At 68.8% G+C, this 22,557-nt stretch carries 24 protein-coding genes; 19 read left to right on the top strand and 5 right to left on the bottom strand.

All coding sequences use genetic code 11. From position 1 onward, the window contains the following. From VFS34_03620 to lptF, 17 genes are all read left to right on the top strand, one after another. Nucleotides 1-507 (top strand): LptA/OstA family protein (locus tag VFS34_03620; GenBank protein ID HET9793528.1); only part of this gene is annotated, 507 nt, incomplete at its 5' end. Beyond that, on the top strand, nucleotides 467-1,246 hold the full coding sequence (gene lptB, locus VFS34_03615) for an LPS export ABC transporter ATP-binding protein (GenBank protein HET9793527.1): 780 nt from the start codon (nucleotides 467-469) through the stop codon (nucleotides 1,244-1,246). The genes VFS34_03620 and lptB, both read left to right, overlap by 41 nt. A gap of 21 nt (nucleotides 1,247-1,267) precedes the next feature. Beyond that, nucleotides 1,268-2,704, top strand: coding sequence for an RNA polymerase factor sigma-54 (rpoN, locus tag VFS34_03610; GenBank protein ID HET9793526.1), 1,437 nt, complete (start codon nucleotides 1,268-1,270; stop codon nucleotides 2,702-2,704). Nucleotides 2,705-2,726: 22 nt separating this feature from the next. Next, nucleotides 2,727-3,275 carry a ribosome-associated translation inhibitor RaiA gene (gene raiA / locus VFS34_03605; protein HET9793525.1) on the top strand — a complete coding sequence of 183 codons (549 nt, stop codon included), beginning with the start codon at nucleotides 2,727-2,729 and terminating at the stop codon, nucleotides 3,273-3,275. After that, nucleotides 3,275-3,751 carry a PTS sugar transporter subunit IIA gene (locus VFS34_03600; protein ID HET9793524.1) on the top strand — a complete coding sequence of 159 codons (477 nt, stop codon included), beginning with the start codon at nucleotides 3,275-3,277 and terminating at the stop codon, nucleotides 3,749-3,751. Before raiA ends, VFS34_03600 begins: the two co-directional genes overlap by 1 nt. Continuing rightward, a complete protein-coding gene (gene hprK / locus VFS34_03595) occupies nucleotides 3,748-4,725 on the top strand; it encodes an HPr(Ser) kinase/phosphatase (GenBank protein ID HET9793523.1) in 978 nt (325 codons plus the stop codon). Before VFS34_03600 ends, hprK begins: the two co-directional genes overlap by 4 nt. Beyond that, the gene (gene rapZ, locus VFS34_03590) at nucleotides 4,722-5,594 is read left to right on the top strand and encodes an RNase adapter RapZ (protein HET9793522.1); all 873 of its coding nucleotides are present in this window, start codon (nucleotides 4,722-4,724) and stop codon (nucleotides 5,592-5,594) included. The genes hprK and rapZ overlap by 4 nt, the downstream gene beginning before the upstream one ends. Before the next feature lie 7 nt (nucleotides 5,595-5,601). Continuing rightward, nucleotides 5,602-6,030, top strand: a complete 429-nt coding sequence (locus VFS34_03585) for a PTS fructose transporter subunit IIA (protein HET9793521.1) — start codon at nucleotides 5,602-5,604, stop codon at nucleotides 6,028-6,030. Next, nucleotides 6,027-6,296 (top strand): HPr family phosphocarrier protein, encoded by a 270-nt coding sequence (locus VFS34_03580; GenBank protein HET9793520.1) that lies wholly within the window; start codon nucleotides 6,027-6,029, stop codon nucleotides 6,294-6,296. The genes VFS34_03585 and VFS34_03580 overlap by 4 nt, the downstream gene beginning before the upstream one ends. A 3-nt stretch (nucleotides 6,297-6,299) precedes the next feature. After that, nucleotides 6,300-8,015, top strand: a complete 1,716-nt coding sequence (gene ptsP, locus VFS34_03575; GenBank protein HET9793519.1) for a phosphoenolpyruvate--protein phosphotransferase — start codon at nucleotides 6,300-6,302, stop codon at nucleotides 8,013-8,015. Then, nucleotides 8,012-8,386, top strand: coding sequence for a cupin domain-containing protein (locus tag VFS34_03570; GenBank protein ID HET9793518.1), 375 nt, complete (start codon nucleotides 8,012-8,014; stop codon nucleotides 8,384-8,386). Before ptsP ends, VFS34_03570 begins: the two co-directional genes overlap by 4 nt. Then, complete coding sequence (locus VFS34_03565) at nucleotides 8,383-9,021, top strand: hypothetical protein (GenBank protein HET9793517.1); 639 nt, start codon at nucleotides 8,383-8,385, stop codon at nucleotides 9,019-9,021. The genes VFS34_03570 and VFS34_03565 overlap by 4 nt, the downstream gene beginning before the upstream one ends. Next, nucleotides 9,009-10,352: a tRNA (N6-isopentenyl adenosine(37)-C2)-methylthiotransferase MiaB gene (gene miaB / locus VFS34_03560; protein ID HET9793516.1), complete on the top strand. Its 1,344-nt coding sequence runs from the start codon at nucleotides 9,009-9,011 to the stop codon at nucleotides 10,350-10,352. Before VFS34_03565 ends, miaB begins: the two co-directional genes overlap by 13 nt. Nucleotides 10,353-10,425: 73 nt before the next feature. After that, nucleotides 10,426-10,905, top strand: coding sequence for a bifunctional nuclease family protein (locus tag VFS34_03555; GenBank protein ID HET9793515.1), 480 nt, complete (start codon nucleotides 10,426-10,428; stop codon nucleotides 10,903-10,905). 113 nt (nucleotides 10,906-11,018) lie between these two features. Then, nucleotides 11,019-11,774: a ParA family protein gene (locus tag VFS34_03550; protein HET9793514.1), complete on the top strand. Its 756-nt coding sequence runs from the start codon at nucleotides 11,019-11,021 to the stop codon at nucleotides 11,772-11,774. Further along, the gene (locus VFS34_03545; protein HET9793513.1) at nucleotides 11,767-12,615 is read left to right on the top strand and encodes a ParB/RepB/Spo0J family partition protein; all 849 of its coding nucleotides are present in this window, start codon (nucleotides 11,767-11,769) and stop codon (nucleotides 12,613-12,615) included. The genes VFS34_03550 and VFS34_03545 overlap by 8 nt, the downstream gene beginning before the upstream one ends. A 249-nt stretch (nucleotides 12,616-12,864) precedes the next feature. Further along, nucleotides 12,865-15,165 (top strand): LPS export ABC transporter permease LptF, encoded by a 2,301-nt coding sequence (gene lptF / locus VFS34_03540; protein HET9793512.1) that lies wholly within the window; start codon nucleotides 12,865-12,867, stop codon nucleotides 15,163-15,165. Nucleotides 15,166-15,281: 116 nt separating this feature from the next. On the opposite strand, the gene ahcY is transcribed toward lptF, so the two are convergent. From ahcY to VFS34_03515, 5 genes are all read right to left on the bottom strand, one after another. Continuing rightward, the gene (ahcY, locus tag VFS34_03535; GenBank protein ID HET9793511.1) at nucleotides 15,282-16,619 is read right to left on the bottom strand and encodes an adenosylhomocysteinase; all 1,338 of its coding nucleotides are present in this window, start codon (nucleotides 16,617-16,619) and stop codon (nucleotides 15,282-15,284) included. A gap of 59 nt (nucleotides 16,620-16,678) precedes the next feature. Beyond that, nucleotides 16,679-17,893: a Xaa-Pro peptidase family protein gene (locus VFS34_03530; GenBank protein ID HET9793510.1), complete on the bottom strand. Its 1,215-nt coding sequence runs from the start codon at nucleotides 17,891-17,893 to the stop codon at nucleotides 16,679-16,681. 20 nt (nucleotides 17,894-17,913) lie between these two features. Continuing rightward, entirely contained in the window at nucleotides 17,914-20,016 is a 2,103-nt protein-coding gene (locus tag VFS34_03525; protein ID HET9793509.1) for an EAL domain-containing protein, read from the bottom strand. Between the two features lie 175 nt (nucleotides 20,017-20,191). Then, on the bottom strand, nucleotides 20,192-20,482 hold the full coding sequence (locus VFS34_03520; GenBank protein HET9793508.1) for a hypothetical protein: 291 nt from the start codon (nucleotides 20,480-20,482) through the stop codon (nucleotides 20,192-20,194). A gap of 8 nt (nucleotides 20,483-20,490) precedes the next feature. Beyond that, nucleotides 20,491-20,886, bottom strand: a complete 396-nt coding sequence (locus VFS34_03515) for an RNA-binding S4 domain-containing protein (protein HET9793507.1) — start codon at nucleotides 20,884-20,886, stop codon at nucleotides 20,491-20,493. A gap of 64 nt (nucleotides 20,887-20,950) precedes the next feature. Between VFS34_03515 and VFS34_03510 the strand changes: the two genes are divergently transcribed. Together VFS34_03510 and VFS34_03505 are read left to right on the top strand one after the other, a co-directional pair. Beyond that, nucleotides 20,951-22,390: an ATP-binding protein gene (locus VFS34_03510; GenBank protein ID HET9793506.1), complete on the top strand. Its 1,440-nt coding sequence runs from the start codon at nucleotides 20,951-20,953 to the stop codon at nucleotides 22,388-22,390. Beyond that, a partial coding sequence (locus tag VFS34_03505; protein HET9793505.1) for a response regulator occupies nucleotides 22,387-22,557 on the top strand: 171 nt, incomplete at its 3' end. The genes VFS34_03510 and VFS34_03505, both read left to right, overlap by 4 nt.

Here is a 22,557-nt window from a genome sequence, read left to right as displayed (position 1 = left end):
ACCGCCGACCGGATCGAGCTCCACGACGCCGATCGCACCGCGCGCGCGGAGGGGAACGTGCGGGTCGCCGGCCGATCGGCGCCGGCGGCCGGCGCGAAGGAAGCGCCGAGAACGTCGGTGTCCGCGCGGACGATGCGCTGGACGGACGGCGTCCGCACGGCGGTCTTCGACGGCGACGTCGCGGCCCGGCGCGCCGGGCAGACGGCGCGCGGGGACCGCGGCGAGTGCCGACTCGACGCGGCCGGACGGGTGGAGCGCACGGTGATCGAAGGGGACGTCACGTTCGAAGATCGCGCGACGGGGCGCCGCGGCAGCGGAACGCGCGCGGTCGACGACCCCGCGGCCGGCGTGACGAATCTCGCGGGGGAGCCGGCGGTCGCGCAGGATGCGCAGGGGAACCGCGTGCAGGGAGCGGTTTTGACATTCCGAAAGGAGTCCGGTAGCGTCGAAGTGAAGGCGAAGGAGGGTGGCAGAGTCGAGTCCGTCTATCAGACCCACGGCCGCTGAAACGCCGGACCGGGCCGCCTCGCTCCGCGCCGAAGACCTCGTCAAGACCTATTCCGGCCGCCGCGTCGTCGACGGCGTCTCCGTGTCGGTCGAGAGCGGCGAGATCGTCGGTCTCCTCGGCCCCAACGGCGCCGGTAAGACGACCACCTTCTATCTCGTCGTCGGCCTCGCGACTCCCGATTCGGGACGCGTCTGGCTGACGGGCCGGGACATCACGGCGGAACCGATGTACCGCCGCGCGCGGCGCGGCGTCTCGTACCTTCCGCAGGAGCCCTCCGTCTTCCGGAAGATGACGGCCGAAGAAAATCTGCTCGCGATCCTCGAAACGCTCGATCTCACCCACGCGGAACGTCTCGAGCGCTGCGACGAGCTCATCGAGGAGTTCGGCCTCGGGAAAGTCCGGCGGTCCCGGGCCTACGCGCTCTCGGGAGGAGAGAGGCGCCGGCTCGAGATCGCGCGCTCGCTCGTCCTCTCTCCGTCGTTCCTCCTCCTCGACGAACCGTTCGCGGGGATCGACCCGATCGCCGTCCTCGACATCCAGCGGATCATCCGCAAGCTCGCGGGCGCGAAGATCGGAATCCTGATCACGGATCACAACGTGCGGGAGACCTTGAAAATCGTCGATCGCGCCTATATCATCAACAACGGCAGAATTTTACGGGCGGGCACGCCTCTTGCTCTTTCGAGTGACGCGCTCGTGAAGGAAATCTATCTCGGCGAGGAGTTCACCCTCGCCTAGGAGCTCGAAAACCGCAATCTGATGGCTCTCGAACAGAAGCTCAATCTCAAGCTTTCCCAGCGGCTCGTCATGACGCCGTCGCTGCAGCAGGCGATCAAGATGCTGCAGATGACGCGGCTCGAGCTGTCCGAGGCGGTCAACCAGGAGGTCGTCGAGAACCCGGTGCTCGAGGACGCCGCGGACGAAGAGGAAACCGCCCCCGGGGCGGCGACGACTCCGGAGCCTGAGACGCCGGCTCCCGCGGAGACGGCGGAGCCGCAGAAGGACGCCTTCGAGGAGATCGACTACGAGTCGTATTTCCAGGACTACATGGACTCGGGTTACAACCCGCGCCAGTTCGAGGAACGGGAGGAGATCCCGCTCGAGAACACGCTCGCCGAGCAGCCGGACCTCTACGAGTACCTGAACTGGCAGCTCGGGATGAGCGCCGCGAGGGGACCGGTGATCGAGGCCGGGAAGTTCCTGATCGGAAACATCGACGAAGACGGGTACCTCCAGGTGAGCCGGGAGGAGATCGAGCGGGCGGGCTCCTGGACCGCCGAGGACGTCGACGCCGCGCTCGACATCGTCCGCAACTTCGACCCTCCCGGCATCTGCGCGTACGACCTCCCCGACTGCCTGCGCCGGCAGGTCCGGACGCTCGGGATCGAGAACGAGATCCTGGACAAGGTCCTGACGACTCACTGGAAGCTCTTCCTCAACCGCCAGTTCGCGGCGCTCGCCAAGGAGCTGAACGTCCCGATGACGGAGCTCCAGACGGTGCTGACGATCGTGAAGAATCTCGAGACGAAGCCCGGAAGGCGATACGCGAGCGACCGCACCGTGTACGTCCAGCCCGACGTCGTCGTCCGCAAGGTGGACGGCGAATACATCGTCATCCTCGACGAGGACGGTCTCCCGCGGCTCCGGATCTCGAATTCCTACCGGCGCATGCTCCACAACGAGAACGGGAGCCTCGGGGCGGACGCGAAGGAGTACCTCAAGGAGCGGATGCGGTCGGCGGTGTGGCTGATCAAGTCCCTCGACCAGCGCCAGCGCACGATCTACAAGGTCGCCGAGTCGATCGTCATGCACCAGAAGGAATTCCTCGACAAGGGAATCGAGTTCCTGCGCCCCCTCGTCCTGAGGGACGTCGCCAACGACATCGGCATGCACGAGTCGACCGTCTCGCGCGTCGTGTCGAACAAGTACATGCAGACGCCGCGCGGCATCCTCCCGATGAAGTACTTCTTCCACACGGGGATCGACTCCTCCGAGGGGGAGGACGTGTCTTCGCTTTCGATCAAGAATAAGATCTCCAGGATGATTTCCGAGGAAGACCCGCGCAAACCTCTCTCCGACGCGAAGCTCATGCAGCGGCTCCGAAGCGAAGGGATCCAGATCGCGCGGCGGACGGTCGCGAAGTACCGCGAGGAGCTGAGGCTGGCGTCGTCCAGCCAGCGCAAGGCGCTGTTCTGACCGGGAAGACAAAGGGGGCCCCATGCCGATTGAGATCACGGGCCGGCACATCGACATCCCCGCCCGGGAGAAGACGCGGGTCCAGGAGCGCGCCGCGCGGCTCGAGCGGCACACCGGAAAGATCGTCGAAGGACGCCTGATCCTGACCGGCGAGAAGCACCGGGTCACGGCCGACGTGATCGTGACTTCCCGGCGGCGCAACTGGCAGGCGAAGGCGGAGAGCACGGACCTCACGGGCGCCGTCGCGGCGGTCTTCGACAAGCTCGAGACCCAGGCGACGAAGGAGCGGGCCCGCCGCAAGGCGCACAAGGGGAAGCCCTCCGCGCGCGCGGCCGCCACGGAATGGTCGGTCGACGTGATCGCCCCGGAGGCGCTGACCTCTCCGGCCGAGCGCCGGATCGTGAAGACCACCCGGATCCCGATCAAACCGATGTCGGCCGAGGAGGCCGCGCTCGAGCTCGAGGATTCGCTGCACGAGTTCATCGTGTTCCACGACGCGTCTTCCGAGCGGGTCTCGGTCCTCTACAAACGCAAGGACGGCAACTTCGGGCTGATCGCTCCGGAGTGGTAGTGGACGGCTCCGCTTCGTCTCTCTTCGACGCCCGGAGGATCTACCTCGATCTGCCCGGGGAGTCGATGGCCGGGACGCTCTCGGAAATGGCGCGGAGGCTGGAAGCTTCGGGAGACGTGAAGGACGCGGCCGACCTGACGGCGCGGCTCCTCGAACGGGAGAAGCTGGGCTGCACCGGCCTCGGCAACGGTCTCGCGATCCCGCACTGCAAGCTCGCGGGACTCGATGGCGTGCTCGTCGCGGTCGGCGTCGTTCCCGAAGGCGTCGACTTCCGGGCGCTCGACGGACGGCTCGTGCGGCTCGTGCTCCTCGTCCTGTCGCCCGCCGACGCTCCCGCGGGACATCTCCAGGCGCTCGCCCGGATTTCGCGGCTGGTCAAGACCCCGGGAGTGACCGACGCGATCCTGACGGCCGGCTCCCCCGAGGACGTCGCGAAGGCGCTGCGTTCCGCGGAAGCCCGGATCGCCTCCGTATGAGGGAACTGGAAGGGCGAACCCTCACGACGGAGGCGCTCCGCGCCCCGTCGCTCGCCGTCCTCGAGCTGGCGCTCGTCGCCGGGGAACGCGGCCTCGCGCGGCCCCTGACCGGTTGGCGCATCCAGAGACCGGGTCTCGCCATCGCCGGCTTCCTCCCGTACATCAAGCCGGGGCGCCTCCAGATCCTCGGCGAAAGCGAGCTCGACTACATCGAGACGCTCTCGCCGATCGAGCGCCGGCAGCGGTTCGCGGCGATCGCGGCGCTTCCGGTCGCGGGATTCGTCGTGACGAAGGGGCTCACGCCGCCCCCCGAGCTGCTGCGGGAGTGCCGCCGGCGCCACGTGCCGCTCTTCGTCTCGCCGGCGACGACGTCGGTCGTCATCCAGCGCGTCACGGGGATGCTCGAGGAATCGCTCGCGCCGCAGCAGACCGTCCACGGCGTGCTCGTCGACGTGCACGGAATGGGCGTGCTCCTGACGGGGGAGTCGGGCATCGGCAAGAGCGAGTGCGCGCTCGATCTGATCACGCGCGGGCACCGCCTCGTCGCGGACGACGCGGTGCAGATCTCGCGCCTCCCGTCGGGGCGGCTCGTCGGCCGCGCCTCGAACCTGATCCGGTATCACATGGAGCTCCGCGGGATCGGGATCATCAACATCAAGCACCTCTTCGGCGTCTCCGCCGTGCGCGCCTCGCAGGACGTCGAGCTCGTCATCACGCTCGAGCGGTGGAAGCCGGGGGAGCAGTACGACCGGCTCGGGCTCTCGCAGGAGACCCACGAGATCCTCGGAGAGAAGCGGCCCCTCATGCGCCTCCCGGTGGCGTCGGGGCGGAACCTCGCGATCCTGATCGAGATCGCCGCGCGCAACGAGCTCCTGAAGACCCAGGGATACGACGCGGCGCGCGAGTTCACGGAGCGCGTCGACGCGGAGATCGCGCGGAACGCACGCGCGACCAAGAAGCGCGCCCGAAGTTGAGCGCCGGCCCGGAGAGCCTCGTCATCGTGACCGGACTCTCCGGGTCCGGGAAGAGCTACGTCGAGCGCTGCTTCGAGGACCTCGGGTACTTCTGCGTCGACAACCTGCCGCTCTCCCTCGTCGACCCGCTCCTCGACGAGGCGCTCGACGAGCGCGTTCCGCGGCGGAAGATCTGCGTCGTGCTCGACGTGCGCAACCCCGATTTCGCCTCGCGCTTTCCCGAGACGCTGCGGCGCATCAAGGAGCGGGTCCCCTCGGCGAAGCTCGTCTTCCTCGACGCCTCCGAGGACGCGCTCATCCGGCGGTTTTCGGAAACGCGCCGGCCGCACCCGATGGCCGAAGGGAAGTCGCTCCTCGAAGCGCTCCGCCGGGAGCGGGAGACGCTCTCGGACGTCCGCTCTCTCGCCGATCTCCTGATCGACACCTCGACGCTCACCGTGCACGAGCTGCGAGCGCTGATCTCGCGGACGTTCCGGTCGGGAGACGAGGCGGCGGGGCTCGTCGTCTCGCTGACGTCGTTCGGCTTCAAATTCGGCGCGCCGTACGACCTCGATCTCCTCTTCGACGTCCGCTTCCTCGCCAACCCGCACTTCGTCCCCGAGCTGAAGCCGAAGACGGGCGAGGATCCCGCGGTCGCCGCGTACATCGAGAAGGACCCGGAGACCGAGCCGTTCCTCTCCCGTCTGCTAGAATTCATCGAATACCTCCTGCCCCGGTACGAGAAGGAGAGCAAGAGCTATCTTTCGATCGGCGTGGGCTGCACGGGCGGGCGCCATCGGTCGGTCTACGTCGTCGAACGCCTCGCCCAGGCCCTGCGCGGGAAGAAGTACGGCGTCCGGGTCCGGCACCGGGACGCCGAAAGGAGCTGAGAAAGGGATGATCGGGATTCTCGTGGTGACGCACGGCGGGCTCGCGTCCGAGCTGGTCCGCGCGGCCGGAGAAATCGCGGGGGAGACCGAGGCCATCGCCGCGGTGGGCCTCGGGTGGGACGAGCCGGCGGACGGCGCCCGCTCCCGGATCGAATCGGCGATCGCCGGCGTCGATCGCGGCGCCGGCGTGCTGATCCTGACGGACATGTTCGGCGGTACGCCGTCGAATCTCGCGCTTCCGTTCCTGAAGGACGAGCGCGTCGAGATCGTCACCGGCGCGAATCTCCCGATGCTGCTCCGGAGCGTCGCGACCCGCCGGGAAGAGCGCCTCCCCGCTCTCGCCCACGCGGTCCGGGAGCGGGGGAGGAAGTCGATCGAGGTCGCTTCCGAGCTCCTTTCCGCCGCGACCGAGGCGCCGCCGGGAATCGCGTCGTGATCACGAAATCGATGGAAATCCGGAACCGGCTCGGACTCCATGCGCGGGCCGCCGCCAAGCTCGTCCACACGTCCAGCCGTTTCCGTTCCTCGGTGAAGATCCGGAAGGACGACGAGGAAGTCGACGGCAAGTCGATCCTCGGGATCCTCCTGCTCGCCGCGTCGAGCGGTACCACCATCGAGCTCACGGTCGAGGGAGACGACGAAGTCGAGGCGTCCCGCGCGGTCGAGGATCTGATCGCGCGCCGCTTCGACGAGGACGAATAACCCGTGCCCGCGCTGCGTGGCGTCAGCGTCTCCGGAGGGATCGCGGTCGGCCGCGCCGTCGTGCTCCGGACCCGCGACGGGTGGGTGGCCCGGCTCCCGATCTCGCCGGAACGAGTCGAGGAGGAGTGCGCGCGGCTCCGCGGTGCCGCCGAAGCCGCTTCCCGCCGCCTCACGGGGCTCGCCGAGAGCGGCGCTTCGGCGATGGGGGAAGAGCTCGCCTCGATCCTCGCCGCCCACGCGCTCATGGCGATCGACCCCGCGTTCATCCGCCCCGTCGAGAAGCGGATCCGCCGCGAGCGGATCAACGCCGAATGGGCTCTCCGGGCGACGGCCGAGGAACTGCAGGAACGTCTTTCCGGCGCCGTCGATCCGGTCTTCTCGGCGCGCGGCGACGACATCCTCCAGGTTGCGCGCGCGATCGCGATGGACCTCTCGGCCTCCGGCGAAGGCTTCGAGAAGGCGGCGATCGAGCCGGGTTCGATCCTCGTCGCGGACGATCTGTCGCCCGCGCAGGCGGCGCGCCTCGATTCGTCGCGGTTTTCGGGGATCGCCCTCGAGCGCGGAGGCGTCCATTCCCATACCGCGATCATCGCCCGGTCGTTCGGGCTGCCGGCCGTCGTCGGCGTCTCCGGGCTCCTCGACTCCGCGATGGGGAGCCGGCCCATGGTCGTCGACGGCGACCGCGGCGTCGTCGACCCGGCGCCGACCAAGCCGCAGCTCCGCCGCGCGCTCGAAGGCGCGGCGCGGCGCCGCGAAGAGGAGAAGGCGAGGGGCAACCGGGCGTACCGACGCCACGGGGCGACCGCCGACGGAGTTCCGATCACCCTCCGCGCGAACATCGAGTTGCCGGGAGAGGCGCGGATCCTCGCCCGCTATGGCGCCGAGGGAATCGGCCTGTTCCGTTCGGAGTTCCTGTTCCTCGGGGCGACCGACGGCCCTCCTTCGGTCCAGGCGCAGGAGCAGGTCTACGCGGCGCTCGCGGTCGAATGCCGTCCAAACGCGCTCGTCGTCCGCACGTACGACCTCGGCGGCGAGAAAGGATGGGGACCGCGCGACCACGACACGTCGGCGATGGGTCTCCGCGGGGTGCGTCACAGCCTGGCGCATCCGGACGCCTTTCGCGACCAGCTCCGCGCGCTCGTGCGCGCCGGGCGGTCGGCCGGCAACGTCAGGATCCTCCTGCCGATGGTCTCCTCGCCCGAGGAAGTCGCGGCGGCGCGGGCGCATCTGCGCGCGGTCGCGGAAGAGGAGGAGGCCCCGATCCCCCCGCTGGGAGCGATGATCGAGGTTCCCTCCGCGGCGGTCCTCGCGGCGGAGCTCGCGCGCGAATCGGACTTCTTCTCGATCGGCACGAACGACCTCGCCCAGTACGTCCTCGCCGCCGAACGGAGCGACCCGACGGTGTCCGCCTACTACCGCCCGGCCGCGCCCGCCGTGCTCCGGGTGATAAAATGGATCGTCGATGCGGCCCGCGCGGCCGGCCGGCCGTTGGCGGTCTGCGGCGAGCTCGCGGGGGATCCGCTCGGCGCCTGCCTCCTGGCGGGAATGGGAGTGAGAGAGCTTTCGATGAGCCCGGTGCTGATCCCGAAGGTCGACGAGATGCTCGCCCGGTTCTCTTCGGAAGAGCTCGCCGGCCTGGCGTCGGACGCCCTCTCGTGCGAAACGGCCGACGAGGTGCACGCGCTCGGCCACGGATGGGCGGCCAGGACGCGACGATGATCCGCCGCGTGGAGAAGCCGTGGGGGCACGAGATCATCTACGCCCATACCGAGCGGTACGCCGGGAAGATCCTCTTCATCCGGGGCGGGGAGCGGCTCTCGCTGCAGTATCACCGCCGCAAGGAGGAGACGATCTATCTCCTCTCGGGAACGCTCGACCTGGAAGTCGAAATCGACGGCAAGATGACGACGCGCCGCCTGACCCCCGGCGAGGCGTGGCACCTCGCGCCCGGCGTGCGGCACCGGATGATCGCGGAGACGGACTGCCACGTCGCGGAAGCCTCCACGCCGGAGCTCGACGACGTCGTCCGCCTGGAAGACGCGTACGGGCGAGCGGAGCCCGCGGCGGCGACCAAGAAAGCCGCGTCGTGAAGCGATCCGCCCTCTTCGCGGCGCTGCTCCTCGCTGGTTCGCTGGCCCGCGGCGCGGACGAGCCGCCTCCCAAATCCGCTGAGACGCCCGCTCCGAAGCACAAGCTGGGCGGCAGCTTCAAAGGGCACCCCATCGCGCCCTCCCCGGCAACGGGCGAAGCGCCGAAGGCCGCGGCTCGGCCGGCGTCGCCCCCCGCCAAGAAGAGTCCGAGGATCGTCATCGACAACGCGATGGTGAAGGGGTCGGCATCGGAAGGGGAGAAGGGAGCCTCCCCGAACGCTCCGTCTCCGAAAACGGCGCCCGCCCCGCCGCCGCCGGTCACGATGCCGAAGATCGTGGATCTTCAGGGACACGACGAGGCGTACTGGAAGGCGAAGGCGGCCGCGACCCGCGACGCCGTCCAGAAAGCCCAGGACGCGCTCGCCGCGGCGGAAGCCGAGGAGAAGCGCCAGGAGAACGACTTCTACGCCTGGGACGACGGCCAGTACCGCGACAACGTCATCAAGCCGGCCTGGGACCGCGCGAAAGAGGAAACGATCAAGGCCCACTCCGCGCTCGAAGCCGCTCAGAAGCAGCTCGACGATCTGGAGGACGAGGCCCGGCGAGCCGGCGCCTACCCCGGGTGGATCCGCTGACGGACGGGGGAGCGATGAAGTTCCACGTCGAAACCTGGGGCTGTCAGATGAACGTTCTCGACAGCCAGCGAATGGCCGGTCTCCTCGAGTCCCGGGGACTCTCGTCGACCGAGGACCCCTTCGACGCGGACGTGCTCCTGCTGAATACCTGCGACGTCCGGGAGAAGGCGGAGGGAAAGGTCTATTCGGAGCTCGGGCGTTTCGCCGCGTGGAAGCGCGAGAAGGCGGGACGCGTCATCGGGGTCACCGGCTGTGTCGCCCAGCGGGCGGGTCTGAAGATCCTCGATCGAATGCCGTACGTGGACTTCGTCCTCGGGACCGGCAACGTCGAAAAGGTCCCGGAGGCGATCGAAGAGGCGCTCCGGGGGCGCCGCGGCGCGCTCCTCGATCTCGATCGCGACAGCCCCGTGTACCAGTTCCGATCGATCGCCCGGCAGTCCCCCTTCCAGGCGTTCGTGACCGTCATCGAGGGATGCGACCAGTTCTGCACGTTCTGCGTGGTCCCCTTCACGCGGGGCCGGGAGCGCAGCCGCCGCGCCGCCGAGATCGAAGCGGAGTGCCGGGAGCTCGCCGGGAACGGCTTCACCGAGATCACCCTCCTCGGCCAGACGGTCAACGCGTATTCGTGTCCGGAATCGGGGGCGGATCTCGCCGACCTGCTCGAGCGGCTCTGCGGGATCGACGGGGTCCGACGGCTGCGCTACATCACCTCGCACCCCGCGTTCGTCACCCCGGGCTTCGCGGACGTGCTCGCCCGCCACCCGAAGATCGGCCGCTACTTCCACCTGCCCGCCCAGTCGGGGTCCGATCGGATCCTTTCCCGGATGAAGCGCCGGTACACCGCGGAGCGCTACCGGGAGATCGTCGCGGACGTCCGTGCTCGCGCCGGCGACGTCGTCTTCTCGTCGGATTTCATCGTCGGGTTTCCGGGGGAAACGGAAGAGGACTTCCGTCGGACGCTCGCGCTGGTCGAAGAGATCCGCTTCGGCATGCTCTTCGCGTTTCTCTATTCCGCCCGCCCGGGGACTGCCGCCGCGCGGTGGGGGGCCGAATCCGAGGTGCCGGAGGAGGTCGCCCGCGAGCGGCTCGGACGCCTCCTCGATCTTCAGAGGCGGATCCAGGCGGAAGCGCACCGCGAGCTCGAGGGGAGCGTCTTCGACGTTCTCGTGGAAGGGGCCAGCAAGATCGGGAGCACGCTTTCCGGCCGCACCTCGTGCAACCGGATCGTGCATTTCCATCCCCGTCCGGAGCATCCCGTCCGACCCGGGGAATACGTCCCCGTCCGGATCGAGCGGGGGCTGGAGAATTCGCTCGCCGGGTCGCCCGCGTGAATCGGTCGGCCGGCCGACACGGTCGATTTCCGCCGTGCTCCCCCCGCGGGAAGCACTCCGGGGGAGGGGAACCATGAAGAAGATGGAGATCAAGGGGCTGCTCCTGGACCCGATCTCGAACACGCCGGTCGTGGTGCTGAAGGACGACGAGGAGAAGTTCTTCCTGCCGATCTGGATCGGGGTCTTCGAGGCGAACGCGATCGCCCTGAAGATCGAGAACGTCGCGACCTCGCGTCCCCTCACGCACGATCTGTTCTTCAACACGCTCGGCGACCTGAAGGCGAAGATCGAGAAGATCGTGATCAACGACCTCCGCGACAATACGTTCTATGCCCGGATCTTCGTGACGCGGGAGGGGGAGTCGATCGAGATCGACAGCCGCCCTTCCGACGCGCTCGCGCTCGCCCTCCGGTTCGGAGCCGGGATCTACGTCGAGGATGACGTCCTCGAGAAGAGCCGCAAGATCGAGGTCGAGGACGCCCGCAACCCGGACCGGCTGAAGAAGTGGCTCGAGGAAGTCGATCCGGAAGAGCTGGGCAAGTACAAGATGTAGAGCGCCGGGTCGAAGCGGCAGAGTCGCTTGACCCGACGCCGGAGACCGGCCCGATCCGGGAAATTCCGCCGCCTGTTTGACGCCACCGGGTCGCGCGTCCATAATCGAACCCGGTGATCATCACCATCGCCAATCAAAAAGGGGGAGTGGGCAAGACCACGACGGCGATCAACCTCGCCGCCGCGCTCGCCCAGAAGGGTCTGAAGACCCTCCTCATCGACCTCGATCCCCAGGCCAACAGCACCATCACCTTCGTCGACCGGAAGGACATCGAGAAATCGATGTTCGACGTTCTCTCCGACCCCGCGACGAAGCTGTCGCACATCGTCAAGCCGACGAAGGATCCGAACCTCATCGTGGCGCCCTCGCGGATCTCCCTCGCCAAGATCGAGAGCAAGCTGGTGGGGGAGATCGACGGGCACTTCCGGCTGAAGGACAAGATCTCCGGGGCTCAGGAGCGCTTCGACGCGATCGTGATCGACACGCCTCCGACGCTCGGGATGATCACGGTCAACGCGCTCGTCGCCTCGACTCACATCCTGATCCCGATCCAGTCGTCGTTCTTCTCCCTCGAGGGCACCGACGATCTCCTCGAGACGATCGAGAAGATCAAGGCGCGGCCCAACCCGAATCTCCGGGTGCTGGGCGTCGTGATCACGCTCCACGACAAGCGGACGGTGATCGCCAAGGACGTCCAGGACCAGATCGGCCGCGTCTTCGGGGACAAGCTCTTCAAGACCGTCATCACGAAGAGCGTGCGGCTCGAGGAGAGCCCCGCTCATCGCGAGACGATCTTCACGTTCGCGCCGCGATCGTCGGGCGCGCTCGAGTACTACTCGCTTTCCGAGGAGGTGCTGTCCCGTGTCTAAGCGAGGTTTGCCGATCCAGGCCAAGATGCGCCACGATGCCCATTTCGTCGACGCCCTCGCGGAGCGCTTCGGCGCGTCGCTCGGAAAATATCTCCCCGTCACCGACATCGAGACGAACCCGGACCAGCCGCGGCACAACGTCGGAGACCTCTCCGATCTCAAGGCGTCGATCGAGAGCAAGGGGATCCTCGAGCCGATCCTCGTCCGGCCGACCTCAGACGGGAGGTTCCAGATCATCTCGGGCGAGAGGCGCTTCCGCGCGGCACTCGAAGCGGGCCTCACGGAGGTTCCCGCGATCGAATTCGACGTCCCCGAGAACGAGGTCCTCGAGATCGCGCTCATCGAGAATCTCCACCGGAAGGACCTCACGCCGTTCGAGGAAGCGGAAGGCTTCCAGTCCCTGATCGACCGACACGGGTACACCCACCAGCACGTCGCCGAGACGCTCGGGAAATCCCGGGTCGCGGTCACCGAGTCTCTCTCGCTCCTTCGGATCCCGGAGGACCTGCGGGACGAATGTCGGCGGGCCGACATCCATTCCAAGTCGCTCCTGCTCGACGTCGCGCGAGCCGGCGACCGCGACGAGATGGAGAAGCGGATCCGGGCGATCGTGGCCGGCGCCACGCGGGAATCCCTCCGGCAGCAGAAGAAGGAAGAGGAGGACGGTGACGCCCGCCGGCGGCCGCAACCCTTCCAGTTCCGCTACGCCCCGAAGAACTCTCCGTTCCGCCTGAACCTCGCGTTCAACCGAAGCCGCGTCGGGAAGGAAGAGATCGTCGAGGCTCTTCAGAAGATCATCGAGGACATCCGCAAGGGCGAAGTCGAGCTCCGGAAAAAGTAGAGACCGCTTCGGGCGCGGTCCGCGCGCTCTCGACTCTCGGCTCCTTGCCGGACCGCCTTCGGGTAGGCGGACGGCTTTGTCGGGGAGGCGGGAGTTGCCCGGCAACATTATTCAGAAATAGGCAAATCGGCTGAGGAGGCGTCCTTTCGGAAGCATTTCCTCTGGTTAGCCTATTTTACATAATATATATTATCGGACGCTGCATGCCGCCCGCCGGCCTGCCGCCGACTTGCTACACTGCGCTGCCGCATGAAGCTCATCTCCCGGAACGTCCTGCGCGAGATCCTTCCCCCGTTCGGCCTCGGCCTCGCCGCCTACACGTTCCTGCTCCTCCTTCGCTCGCTCGTCCAGCTGTCCGAGATGGTCGTCCGCCGGGGCGCGCCCGCTTCCGTCGTCGCGAAGCTCCTACTCCTGACCCTCCCGCAGGTGCTCGTCCTGACGATCCCCATGGCGTTCCTCTTCGGAATCCTGATCGGTGTCGGGCGCCTGTCCGGAGATTCGGAGATCGTCGCGCTGCGCGCATCGGGCGTCTCCCGCACCCGACTCTTCCTGCCCGTCGGAATGGCCGGCGCCGCCCTCGCGGTCCTCGTCGGCATCCTGAGCATGTGGGGCTATCCGGCGGCCAACGACCGCCTCGAGCGCCTCGAGAGCCGGCTCTTCGCGTCGGCCGCCCTGGAGATGGTCCGTCCCCGCGTGTTCACGGAGCCGCGGACGGAGTGGGACTGGATGATGTTCGTCGACCGCGACGTCCCGGGCGCGGCCGGGTGGCGCGGCGTCTTCCTGGACGACCGGACGGACCGCAACCGCGAATCGGTCATCGTCGCCCGCGAGGGGCGGTTCCGGTTCGACGGGCGCCGGCTGTGGCTGGATCTCACCGGGGCGATCCAGCACACCACCGAGCGTCTCGATCCCCGGATCTACCGGGTCGATCGCAGCGACCACCTGAGCATCCTCGTCCACGAGAGCCGCGAGACTCCCGGCGAGCGGGGCCACGTCGAGAAAGGGGTTCGCCTCCAGACCCTCGCCGAGCTCTGGAGGAACCTGCGGCGGCCGGAAGTCTCTCCCGAGCGCTATCGGCTGCTTCGCGTCGAGATCCACAAGAAATTCGCCATCCCGGCGGCCTGCCTCGTCTTCGCGCTCGTGGGCCTGCCGCTCGGCATCACGAACCGGCGGGGCGGCCGCGGCAGCGGTTTCGCCGTGTCGCTCGCGATCATCCTGGCCTATTACCTCCTCTTCAACACCGGCGAGAACTGGGCGGAGGACGGCCGGGTATCGCCCGCCTTCGCCATGTGGCTCCCGAACGTGCTCCTCGCCCTGTTCGGCGCTTTTCTCTTCCTGCGCCCGGAACGGGAACGCCTGGGCTGGATCGAACGCTGGCGGCGGCGGCGCGGCGAGCGCAGGGAGGATGCCGCCGGGCGCCCCGCCTCGGAGGCGGCCGCGGCGCCCGCGGGGATGGGGCTCGCCCGATTCCCGACCCGGCTGGATCGTTACGTTCTCTCCCCTTTCGTCGCCGCGCTGGCGGCGATCTACGTCTCCGTCACGTTCCTCTACGTCCTCGTGGATTACTCCGATCACGCCGACGACATCCTCAAGCGGCACATCCCCTCCGAGGTCGTCGCCGCGTACTACCGGGCGATGCTCGCGCCGATCCTCGTCCAGATCCTGCCGTTCTGCGTGATGCTCGCCGCCCTCGTCGCGCTCGGCTCGCTCTCCCGTCACGGAGAGGACACCGCTTTCAAGGCGTGCGGCGTGCCGCTCGCGCGGCTCGGCGTCCCCGTCGTGCTCTTCGCCTTCGCCGCCTCGGGCGCCGCGTTCTGGACGGGCGAATACGTGCTCCCGGGGGCCAACCGCGAGTCGCACCGACTCCTCGACCGGATCAAGGGGCGGACCGAGCGCCTCGCGGCGACGCCGACGGGCGGAAGCTGGGCCCTCGGGGGGGACGGCTCCCGGATCTGGAACTTCGACACCTATGAAGCCGGCGCCCGGCGACTGTGGCGTCCTTCGGTTTTCGAGTTCGATCGCGACTTCCGGCTCGTCGCGAGGACGGCCGCGTCGACCGCCGAGTGGGACGGAAGCGGCTGGCGCTTCCGCGACGGGTGGCGCCGGACCTTCGAGGGAGCCGCGGAAACGTCGTTCTCGCCGTTCGCCACGATGCGGGTCGCCGCGGACGACCCGCGGCTGTTCGAACGGACGGCCGGGCGGCCCGACGAGATGCGGTACCGCGCCCTCGACCGCTACGTCGAACGGCTCTCGCGGACCGGCTACCCCGTCGCCGAGCTCGCGACCGCCCTGGCGGGAAAACCGGCGGCGGCGGCCCAGACGATCGTGCTCGCCTGTCTCGCGCTCCCCTTCGCGTTCTCGATCGGCCGGCGCGGCACGCTCACCGGCATCGGCGTGGGCCTCGCGGTCGGAATGCTCTTCCTGATCGTCGCCTCGCTCTTTTCCCGGCTGGGCGAAGTGGGGTCGGTTCCACCGATGCTCGCGGCCTGGGGGCCGAACCTGATCTTCGTGCTCTTCGCCGCCTACCGGATGACGACGGTCCGAACCTGAAAGGCGCGGAGCCGATGCGGCGCTGAACGGGGACCGGGAACCGGAGGGCCTCCCCTTCGCCGGTCCGGGAGGTCCGCCGACCGGCCTCGCGGACGGCGGCCCTCCGGGACGAGAGGTTACGTTCCCTCTTCCCAGGAATTCATGTATTTCACCTGTTCGGCGGTCGGCGTGTCGATCCGGATTCCCATCGCGGCGAGCTTGAGCCGCGCGATCTCCCGGTCGATCTCGTCGGGAACGACGTGGATCCGGTTCTCGAGCGTGGCGTGGTTCTTGACCATGTACTCCGCCGCGAGCGCCTGGTTCGCGAAGGACATGTCCATCACCGACGCCGGGTGGCCCTCGGCGGCCGAAAGGTTGATGAGCCGGCCGTCGGCGAGCAAGTAGACTTTGCGTCCGCCCTCGAGCGTGAACTCCTCCACGAAATCTCGGATCGACCGGCGCGCGCGGGACTGCTTCTCGAGCGCCGGGATGTCGAGCTCGACGTTGAAGTGGCCCGAGTTGCAGACGACCGCCCCGTCCTTCATCCGCGCGAAGTGGTCTCCCGAGATCACCCCCTTGTTGCCGGTGACCGTGATGAACACGTCGCCGATCGCCGCGGCCTCGTCCATCGTCATCACGCGGAACCCGTCGAGCGCCGCCTCGATCGCCTTCGTCGGGTCGATCTCGGTGACGATGACGTGGGCGCCGAGGCCGCGCGCGCGCATCGAGACGCCCTTGCCGCACCACCCGTAGCCCGCGACGACGACGTTCAGTCCCGCGATGAGGAGGTTCGTCGCGCGGATCACGCCGTCCAGCGTCGACTGCCCCGTCCCGTAGCGGTTGTCGAAGAAATGCTTCGTGCGCGCCTCGTTGACCGCGATCACCGGGAACTTGAGGACGCCGGCCTTCTCCATGGCTCGCAGGCGGACGACTCCCGTCGTCGTTTCCTCCGTCCCGCCGACGATTCCCTCGAGGAGCGCGCGCCGGTCCGCCGCGGAGAGCGAGCGCGCCCACTCGCGGACGACCGGATCGACGTCCTGGTCCTTGCCGAGCGCGAGGAAGAGGAGCGACGAGACGAGATCCGCCCCGTCGTCCATCGTGATGTTCGGCCGGTGGGCGAGGGCCGCGCGAATGTGGTCGTAGTACGTCGCGTGGTCCTCCCCCTTGATGGCGAAGACCGAGATGCCGAAGTCCTCGACGAGCGATGCCGCGACCTCGTCCTGGGTCGAGAGGGGGTTCGATGCGCAGAGGACGAGGTCGGCGCCCCCCGCGGCCAGCGTCCGGGCGAGACTCGCCGTCTCGGTGGTGACGTGGAGGCAGGCGGAGAGACGCATGCCGCGGAGCGGCTTCTCCCTCTCGAAGCGGGCGCGGATCTGGGCGAGGACCGGCATCGACTTCTCGGCCCACTCGATCCGGAGGCGGCCCTTCGGGGCGAGAGAAGCGTCCTTGACGTGCGAAGCGAGCTGCGTGGGCATCGTGTGCGTTCCTTTCGACGAAACCGGGGGATCTTACACGAAGGCGCCGCGCCGGACGCCTAGGCGAGGATGCGCAGGCCGGCCGGAGGGGGCGACAGTCGGTCCCGCCCTCCCGCCGTCACGGCGAAGTCGTCCTCGATCCGGACGCCGAACTCCCCCGGCAGGTAGATTCCCGGCTCGACGGTCTCGACGTTCCCCGCGGCGAGGGGGCGGCCGTTGCCGGATACCAGATACGGCGATTCGTGTCCGTCCATCCCGAGGCCGTGGCCGAGGCGGTGCGTGAAGAACTCGCCGAAGCCGGCGTCGGTGATGACCTTCCGCGCGGCCGCGTCGACCTTCTCGCCCGGGACGCCCGCCGCGAGCGCGTCGATGCCCGCGCGCTGCGCGCGTTCGACGACGTCGTAGACGCGGCGGACCCGGTCGGACGGCTTTCCGAAGCACGCGGTGCGGGTGATGTCGGACGTGTATCCCTCGACGAGGCATCCGCAGTCGATCAGGACGACGTCGCCGGCGGCGAGGGGGCGCCCGCCGGGACCGCCGTGCGGCAGGGCGCTCGACGGTCCGAACTGGACGAGGCCGTCCGACGGGACGCCCGCGCGGACGAACTCCTCGGAAAGGATCTCGGCGCCCTGGAGCTCCGTCATTCCCGCCCGCAGGCGAGCCCACGTCGCTTCGATCGCCGCGACCGTGCGGATCCCGGCCGCCCGGATGAAGCCCTGCTCCGCCGGCGACTTGATCTCGCGGAGGGCGTCGAGGAGATCGGTTCCGTCGCGGAGCGCCGCTCCCGCCGCCGCCCGCAGGCGCTCGGCCGCGTGGAGGGCCGTCGATCCTTCCACCGCGACCGTGCGTCCGGTTCCGAGCACCTTCCCGCAGAGCGCGAACGGGTCTTCCGATTCCTGCCACGTCTCGATCCGGTCGAACACGCCGGTCTTCTCCGAGCGCGGGCGCTCGAAGAACGGGGTCACGACGACGGCGGGTCCCTTCGCCGGGAGGAGCAGCGCGGTGAGCCGCTCGCTGCGCCCGATCGAGAGGTTCGCGAGGTACCGCAGGTTCGTCGAGGGGGTGACGAAGAGCGCGTCGATGCGCCGCCGCGCCATCTGCTCCCGGACCTTCTCCTGCCGCTCCCGGAACGCCTCCTTCGGGAGAGGAGGGGGAAGCGGCGGCAGGGAGGATTCGGCCCGGACCGCCCGGCCCGGGAGAGGGAGGGCGGACGCCGCCAGGCCGGCCGCCATTCCGCCGAAGAGACGGCGGCGCGTGAGCTGCGGGGAGCGCATGGCCGCGAGCCTAACCGAACTCAGTCCCCGCCGGAAGGCGCGGGCCGGATCTCGCGCAGGAGGGCGAGCGTCGCCTCCGCCGGGAGCGCGCGGCTGAACAGGAATCCCTGCATCTCTCCGCACTTCTGGCGAACGAGCAGGTCGCGCTGCGCGATCGTCTCGACGCCCTCCGCGAGCACCCTCAGCCGGAGCGCGTCGGCCATGTGGACGATCGCGCCGATGATCGCCTCGTCCGCGGAGCTGCCGGGAATGTCCCGGACGAACGACTGGTCGATCTTGAGCGTGTGGACCGGCAGGTGCTTGACGTAGGAGAGGGAGGAATGTCCCGTGCCGAAATCGTCGATCGCGATCCGGGCGCCGACGCCCCGGAGGGCGAAGAAGAGCGCGCGGGTGTGCTCGACGTCCTGCATCGCGACGCTCTCGGTCACTTCCAGCTCGAGCGTCGACGCGCGGACCGAGGAATCGGCGAGCGCGCGATTGACGAGCTCCAGGAGCCCTCCGAACTGCACCTGGCGGGGAGACACGTTGACGGCGACCGAGACTTCCGGGAATCCCGCGTCGTGCCATTGCCGGAGCCGGCGGCACGCCTCGAAGAGGACCCACTCCCCGATCTCCAGGATGAGATTCGATTCCTCCGCGACCGGAATGAACTCGGCCGGCGAGATCATCTTGCCGTCGTTCCCGCGCCATCGAAGGAGCGCCTCGAAGCCGCGGACCTGTCCGTCGACGACCCGCACCTGCGGCTGATAGTGCACCTCGAGCTCGCCGCGCGCGATCGCCCCCTTGAGCTCCGTTTCGATCGTCAGCCGCCGCATCGCACGCACCTGGAGGGCGCGGGTGTAGAGCTGGCAGTTGTTCCGGCCGAGCTCCTTGGCCCGGTACATCGCGGCGTCCGCGTTCCGGACGAGAGTTTCCTCGTCGTCGCCGTCCTCCGGATAGAGGCTGATCCCGACGCTCGCGCTCGCCGACAGCGTCCGTCCGCCCACGGAGAAGGGTGATCCCATCGTCTCGAGGAGCTTCCGCGCGACCCGGACGGCGGCGTCGGCGCTCTCGGTGTCGAGGAGGAGCAGCGTGAACTCGTCCCCGCCGAGCCGGGCGACCGTGTCGACCTTCCGGACGGCCTTGACGAGGCGCGTCGCGACCTCCTGCAGGAGCTGATCGCCCGTTTCGTGGCCGAACCGGTCGTTGACGAGCTTGAAATGGTCGACGTCGAAGAAGAGGACGGCGAGCCGCCGCCCCTTGCGGCGCGCGACCGCGAGCGCCTGGACGAGCCGATCGCGGAAGAGCTTGCGGTTGGCGAGGCCCGTCAGCCCGTCGTGGAACGCCTGGTACTCGATCAGGACTTCCGCCTTCTTGCGTCCCGTGATGTCGACGATCACCCCTTCGAACGCCGCCGACGCTCCCCCGGAGAGCCGAGTGAACGTGCCGAGGACCCAGGCGGGCTTCCCGTCGCCGCGGCGTACCTGGAGCTCGGCGTGGGAGACCTTCCCGTCCGCCGCGAGCCGCTGGAGGATCCGTTCCCGATCCGCGTCCTCGAAGTGCCGCACGCCGTCGCGGCCGGCCATGGCGGCATCGCGGGACGGATACCCGAAGATCCGCGCGAACGCGTCGTTGCAGTCGAGCAGCGCCCCGTCCGAGCTCATCCGGAAGATTCCCGCCAGGCTTTCGTCGAAGAGGAAGCGGTAGCGCTCTTCGGAGCGCCGGGCCGCCTGATCCGCGTCGTGGCGGGGCGTGACGTCGGAGGTGATGCCGCGGACCGAAATCGGGCGGTGATCGTCGTCGAACGAGAAGCGGAAGACGTCCCGCAGCCATCGCTCGCGGCCGTCGTCGGCCGAAGCGCGATATTCGATCGCGAAGCGGCCCGACGAGGGCTCGCGGAAGAGGGCCAGGTAGGCGGGCCGGTCTTCGGGGTGCACGCGCGCGGCCCCGTACTCGGGCTCCCACCTCCGCTCGGACGGCGTGCATCCGAGCAGCGGCGCGATCCGGTCGCTGACGAACCGGAAACGCTCCGTCCGCGGATCCGCCTCCCAGACGGTGAACTCCAGGTCGTCGGCGATCTCGAGGACCGAGATCGGCGGGGGCGAGCCACCGGGCGGTGATGCGTCCGTTCCGTTCGCGCTCATTTGCCGCACGCCGGATCCGTCGACGGCGGCCACCGCCGTCGGCTCGGAAAAGCTCCTGCGCGTGTGCGCATTATAGCGACAACCTGCGGCGGGAACAGCCCGGGAACCGGATCGGAGACCCGCGGCGCGACGGACGCGACCCGCCCGGCTCGATGCGTCGCCGCGTCGGCGGCTCCTAGTCCAGATCGATGTCGCGGATGGGCTTCGACGTGTCCGACTGAGCCTTCTTGAACAGCTCGTCGAACTTCTTCTGCAGGACGTCCTTCTTGCTCTTCTCGGAATCGAGCGCGACCTGGAACTTCGCGTCGCGCTCCGCATCGTGCGCTTTCAGGTGCCCCATCGCCGCCTCGAGGTTCTCGAACGTCTTCGGGTCCTCGGCCGGCGTGAAATCGATCACCGCCTTGAGCTCGGTGTCGACCTTGAGCCGGGAATGGCAGTGCGGACAGAGCGTCTCGAAATCGGCCATGACCGATTTTACCTCCCCTTCAGCCGGCGGATCGAGCGCCGGTCGCGGGAGTCGGGGCGGCCCGACGGCAGCGGCCGCGAGAGCCGTTCGATGCGGCGCGCCTCGAGTTCTTCCGGCGAAGGCGGCGGCGTGAGGTCCTCCCAGAGCGCCCGCGCTTCCTTCTTCGGCAGCGAGTGCGCGGCGGTCGCGAGCACCCGGACGATCCGCCGCCGCCCGCGGTCGAGCGTGATCTCGACGAGGTCCCCGGGCCGGACCGTCTTGTGGGGTTTCCCGCGGTTCCCGTTGACCTCCACCTTTCCCCCGTCGCACGCCTTCGCGGCGGCCGAGCGGGTCTTGAAGAGGCACGCGACGTCGAGCCACGAATCGAGCCGCTGGGGCGCCGGAGGAACGATCCCGGAATCCATTCGAGCCTCCGCGCCGGATCATACGTCCCGCTTCGGCCGGCGCCCGCCAGAATACAATCGCCGCATGCGTTGGCCGTTCCGCTCGGCGCGTTTCCGGACGAAGCTCGCGCTCGCGATGCTCCTCCTGTTCGTCCTGACGGTCGCTCTCCTCTTCGCGGTCGACACCTACAACGAGCGGAAGCTGATCGACAAGCTCGAGAACACGATGGAGGCCGTCACGAAGGCGATCGAGGTCGCGTCGGATCAGGCGCAGATCTCGACGTCGGGCGAGATCGACAACGAGGTCCTCCAGGACTATGCCGAGAAGCTGCGGATGCGAGGCGTGCGCGAGATCCAGATCCTGAGCCCGGAACGCGCCGTGATCGCGACCTCGAAGGGGCGCGCGCGGCGCAAGAAGGCCCCCGAGGACATCGCGATCAAGGGAACCATCGGCGGGGACGTCGAATCGACCGGTCCGAAGCGCGACTACCGGCTCATCATGCCCATCATCTCGCAGAACCAGAAGGTCGGATACGTCACGGTGGACCTGCTGCTCGACGACTACGAGGCGACGATCTCGCGAAGCTTCGGCCGGCGGGTCGCCGCGCTGACGGCGGTGTTCGCGGTCGGCCTCGTCCTGCTCCTCCTCCTCACCCGCAACTTCACGCAGCCGGTCGGACAGCTCGCCGCGGCCGCGCAGAAAGTCGCCGAAGGAGACCTCGACGCGCAGATCGAGAGCCGCCGGACCGACGACCTCGGCGCGCTGGTCCAGACCTGGAACGCGATGGTCGCCCGCCTCGAGGAGCAGCGGGCGCTCGAGGCGCGCCTGGCCGCGGCCGAGCGGCGGGCCTCGCTGGGGCACCTCGCGTCCGGCATCGCCCACGAGATCCGCAACCCGTTGAACACGATCGCCCTCGCCGTCGAATACCTCCGCCGGCGGTTTCTTCCCTCCGGCGCGCCCGACCGGCGGGAATTCGAGGAAACGACCGACAGTCTTCGCGACGAGATCGGACGCCTGAACTCGCTCATCACGAATTTCCTCACCTACGGAAAGCCGATGCGCCTCTCCCCCGCGACCTTCGACGCGACCGAGCTCGCCCGGGAGGTCGCCCGGGAGCTCGGGCCCGAGGCCGCGCTGCGAGGCGTCGAGATCTCCGTCGACGGGGCGCCGGCCGAGCTCGCCGCCGACCGGGACCTCCTGAAGTCCGCTTTCCTGAACGTGGCGTTGAACGCCGTCCAGATGGCGGGCGGCGGCCGGCTGACGATCGCGGCGGACTCCGACGGCCGCGAGATCCGCGTCCGGTTCGACGACACCGGCCCGGGCATCCCGCCGGCGCACCTGGCGAAGATCTTCGAGCCGTATTTCTCGACGCGCGAGGCAGGGGTGGGCCTCGGCCTCGCCATGACCCGCAAGATCGTCCACGATCACGGCGGAGAGCTCGTCGCCGAGAATCTCCCGGGGGGCGGCACCCGCTTCACCTTCACGCTGCCTCGCGTTCCGCTGGTCGAAACGGTGCCGGCGTGAAGAGCGGAAAGGGAACGGTCCTCCTCGTCGAGGACGAGAAGCCCGCGCTCGACCTGCTTCGGAAGATCCTCGAAGCGGAGGGCTTCCACGTCGCCACGGCGGGAAACGGCCGCGAGGCGCTCGACCGCCTCGAGGAGGAGATCGTCGACGTCGTGATCACGGACCTC

The organism is Thermoanaerobaculia bacterium (assembly GCA_035717485.1).
Taxonomy (GTDB): Bacteria; Acidobacteriota; Thermoanaerobaculia; order UBA5066; family DATFVB01; genus DATFVB01.
The sequence above is the reverse complement of the archived record's forward strand: the minus strand, read 5'-3'. Positions and strand labels throughout refer to the sequence as shown.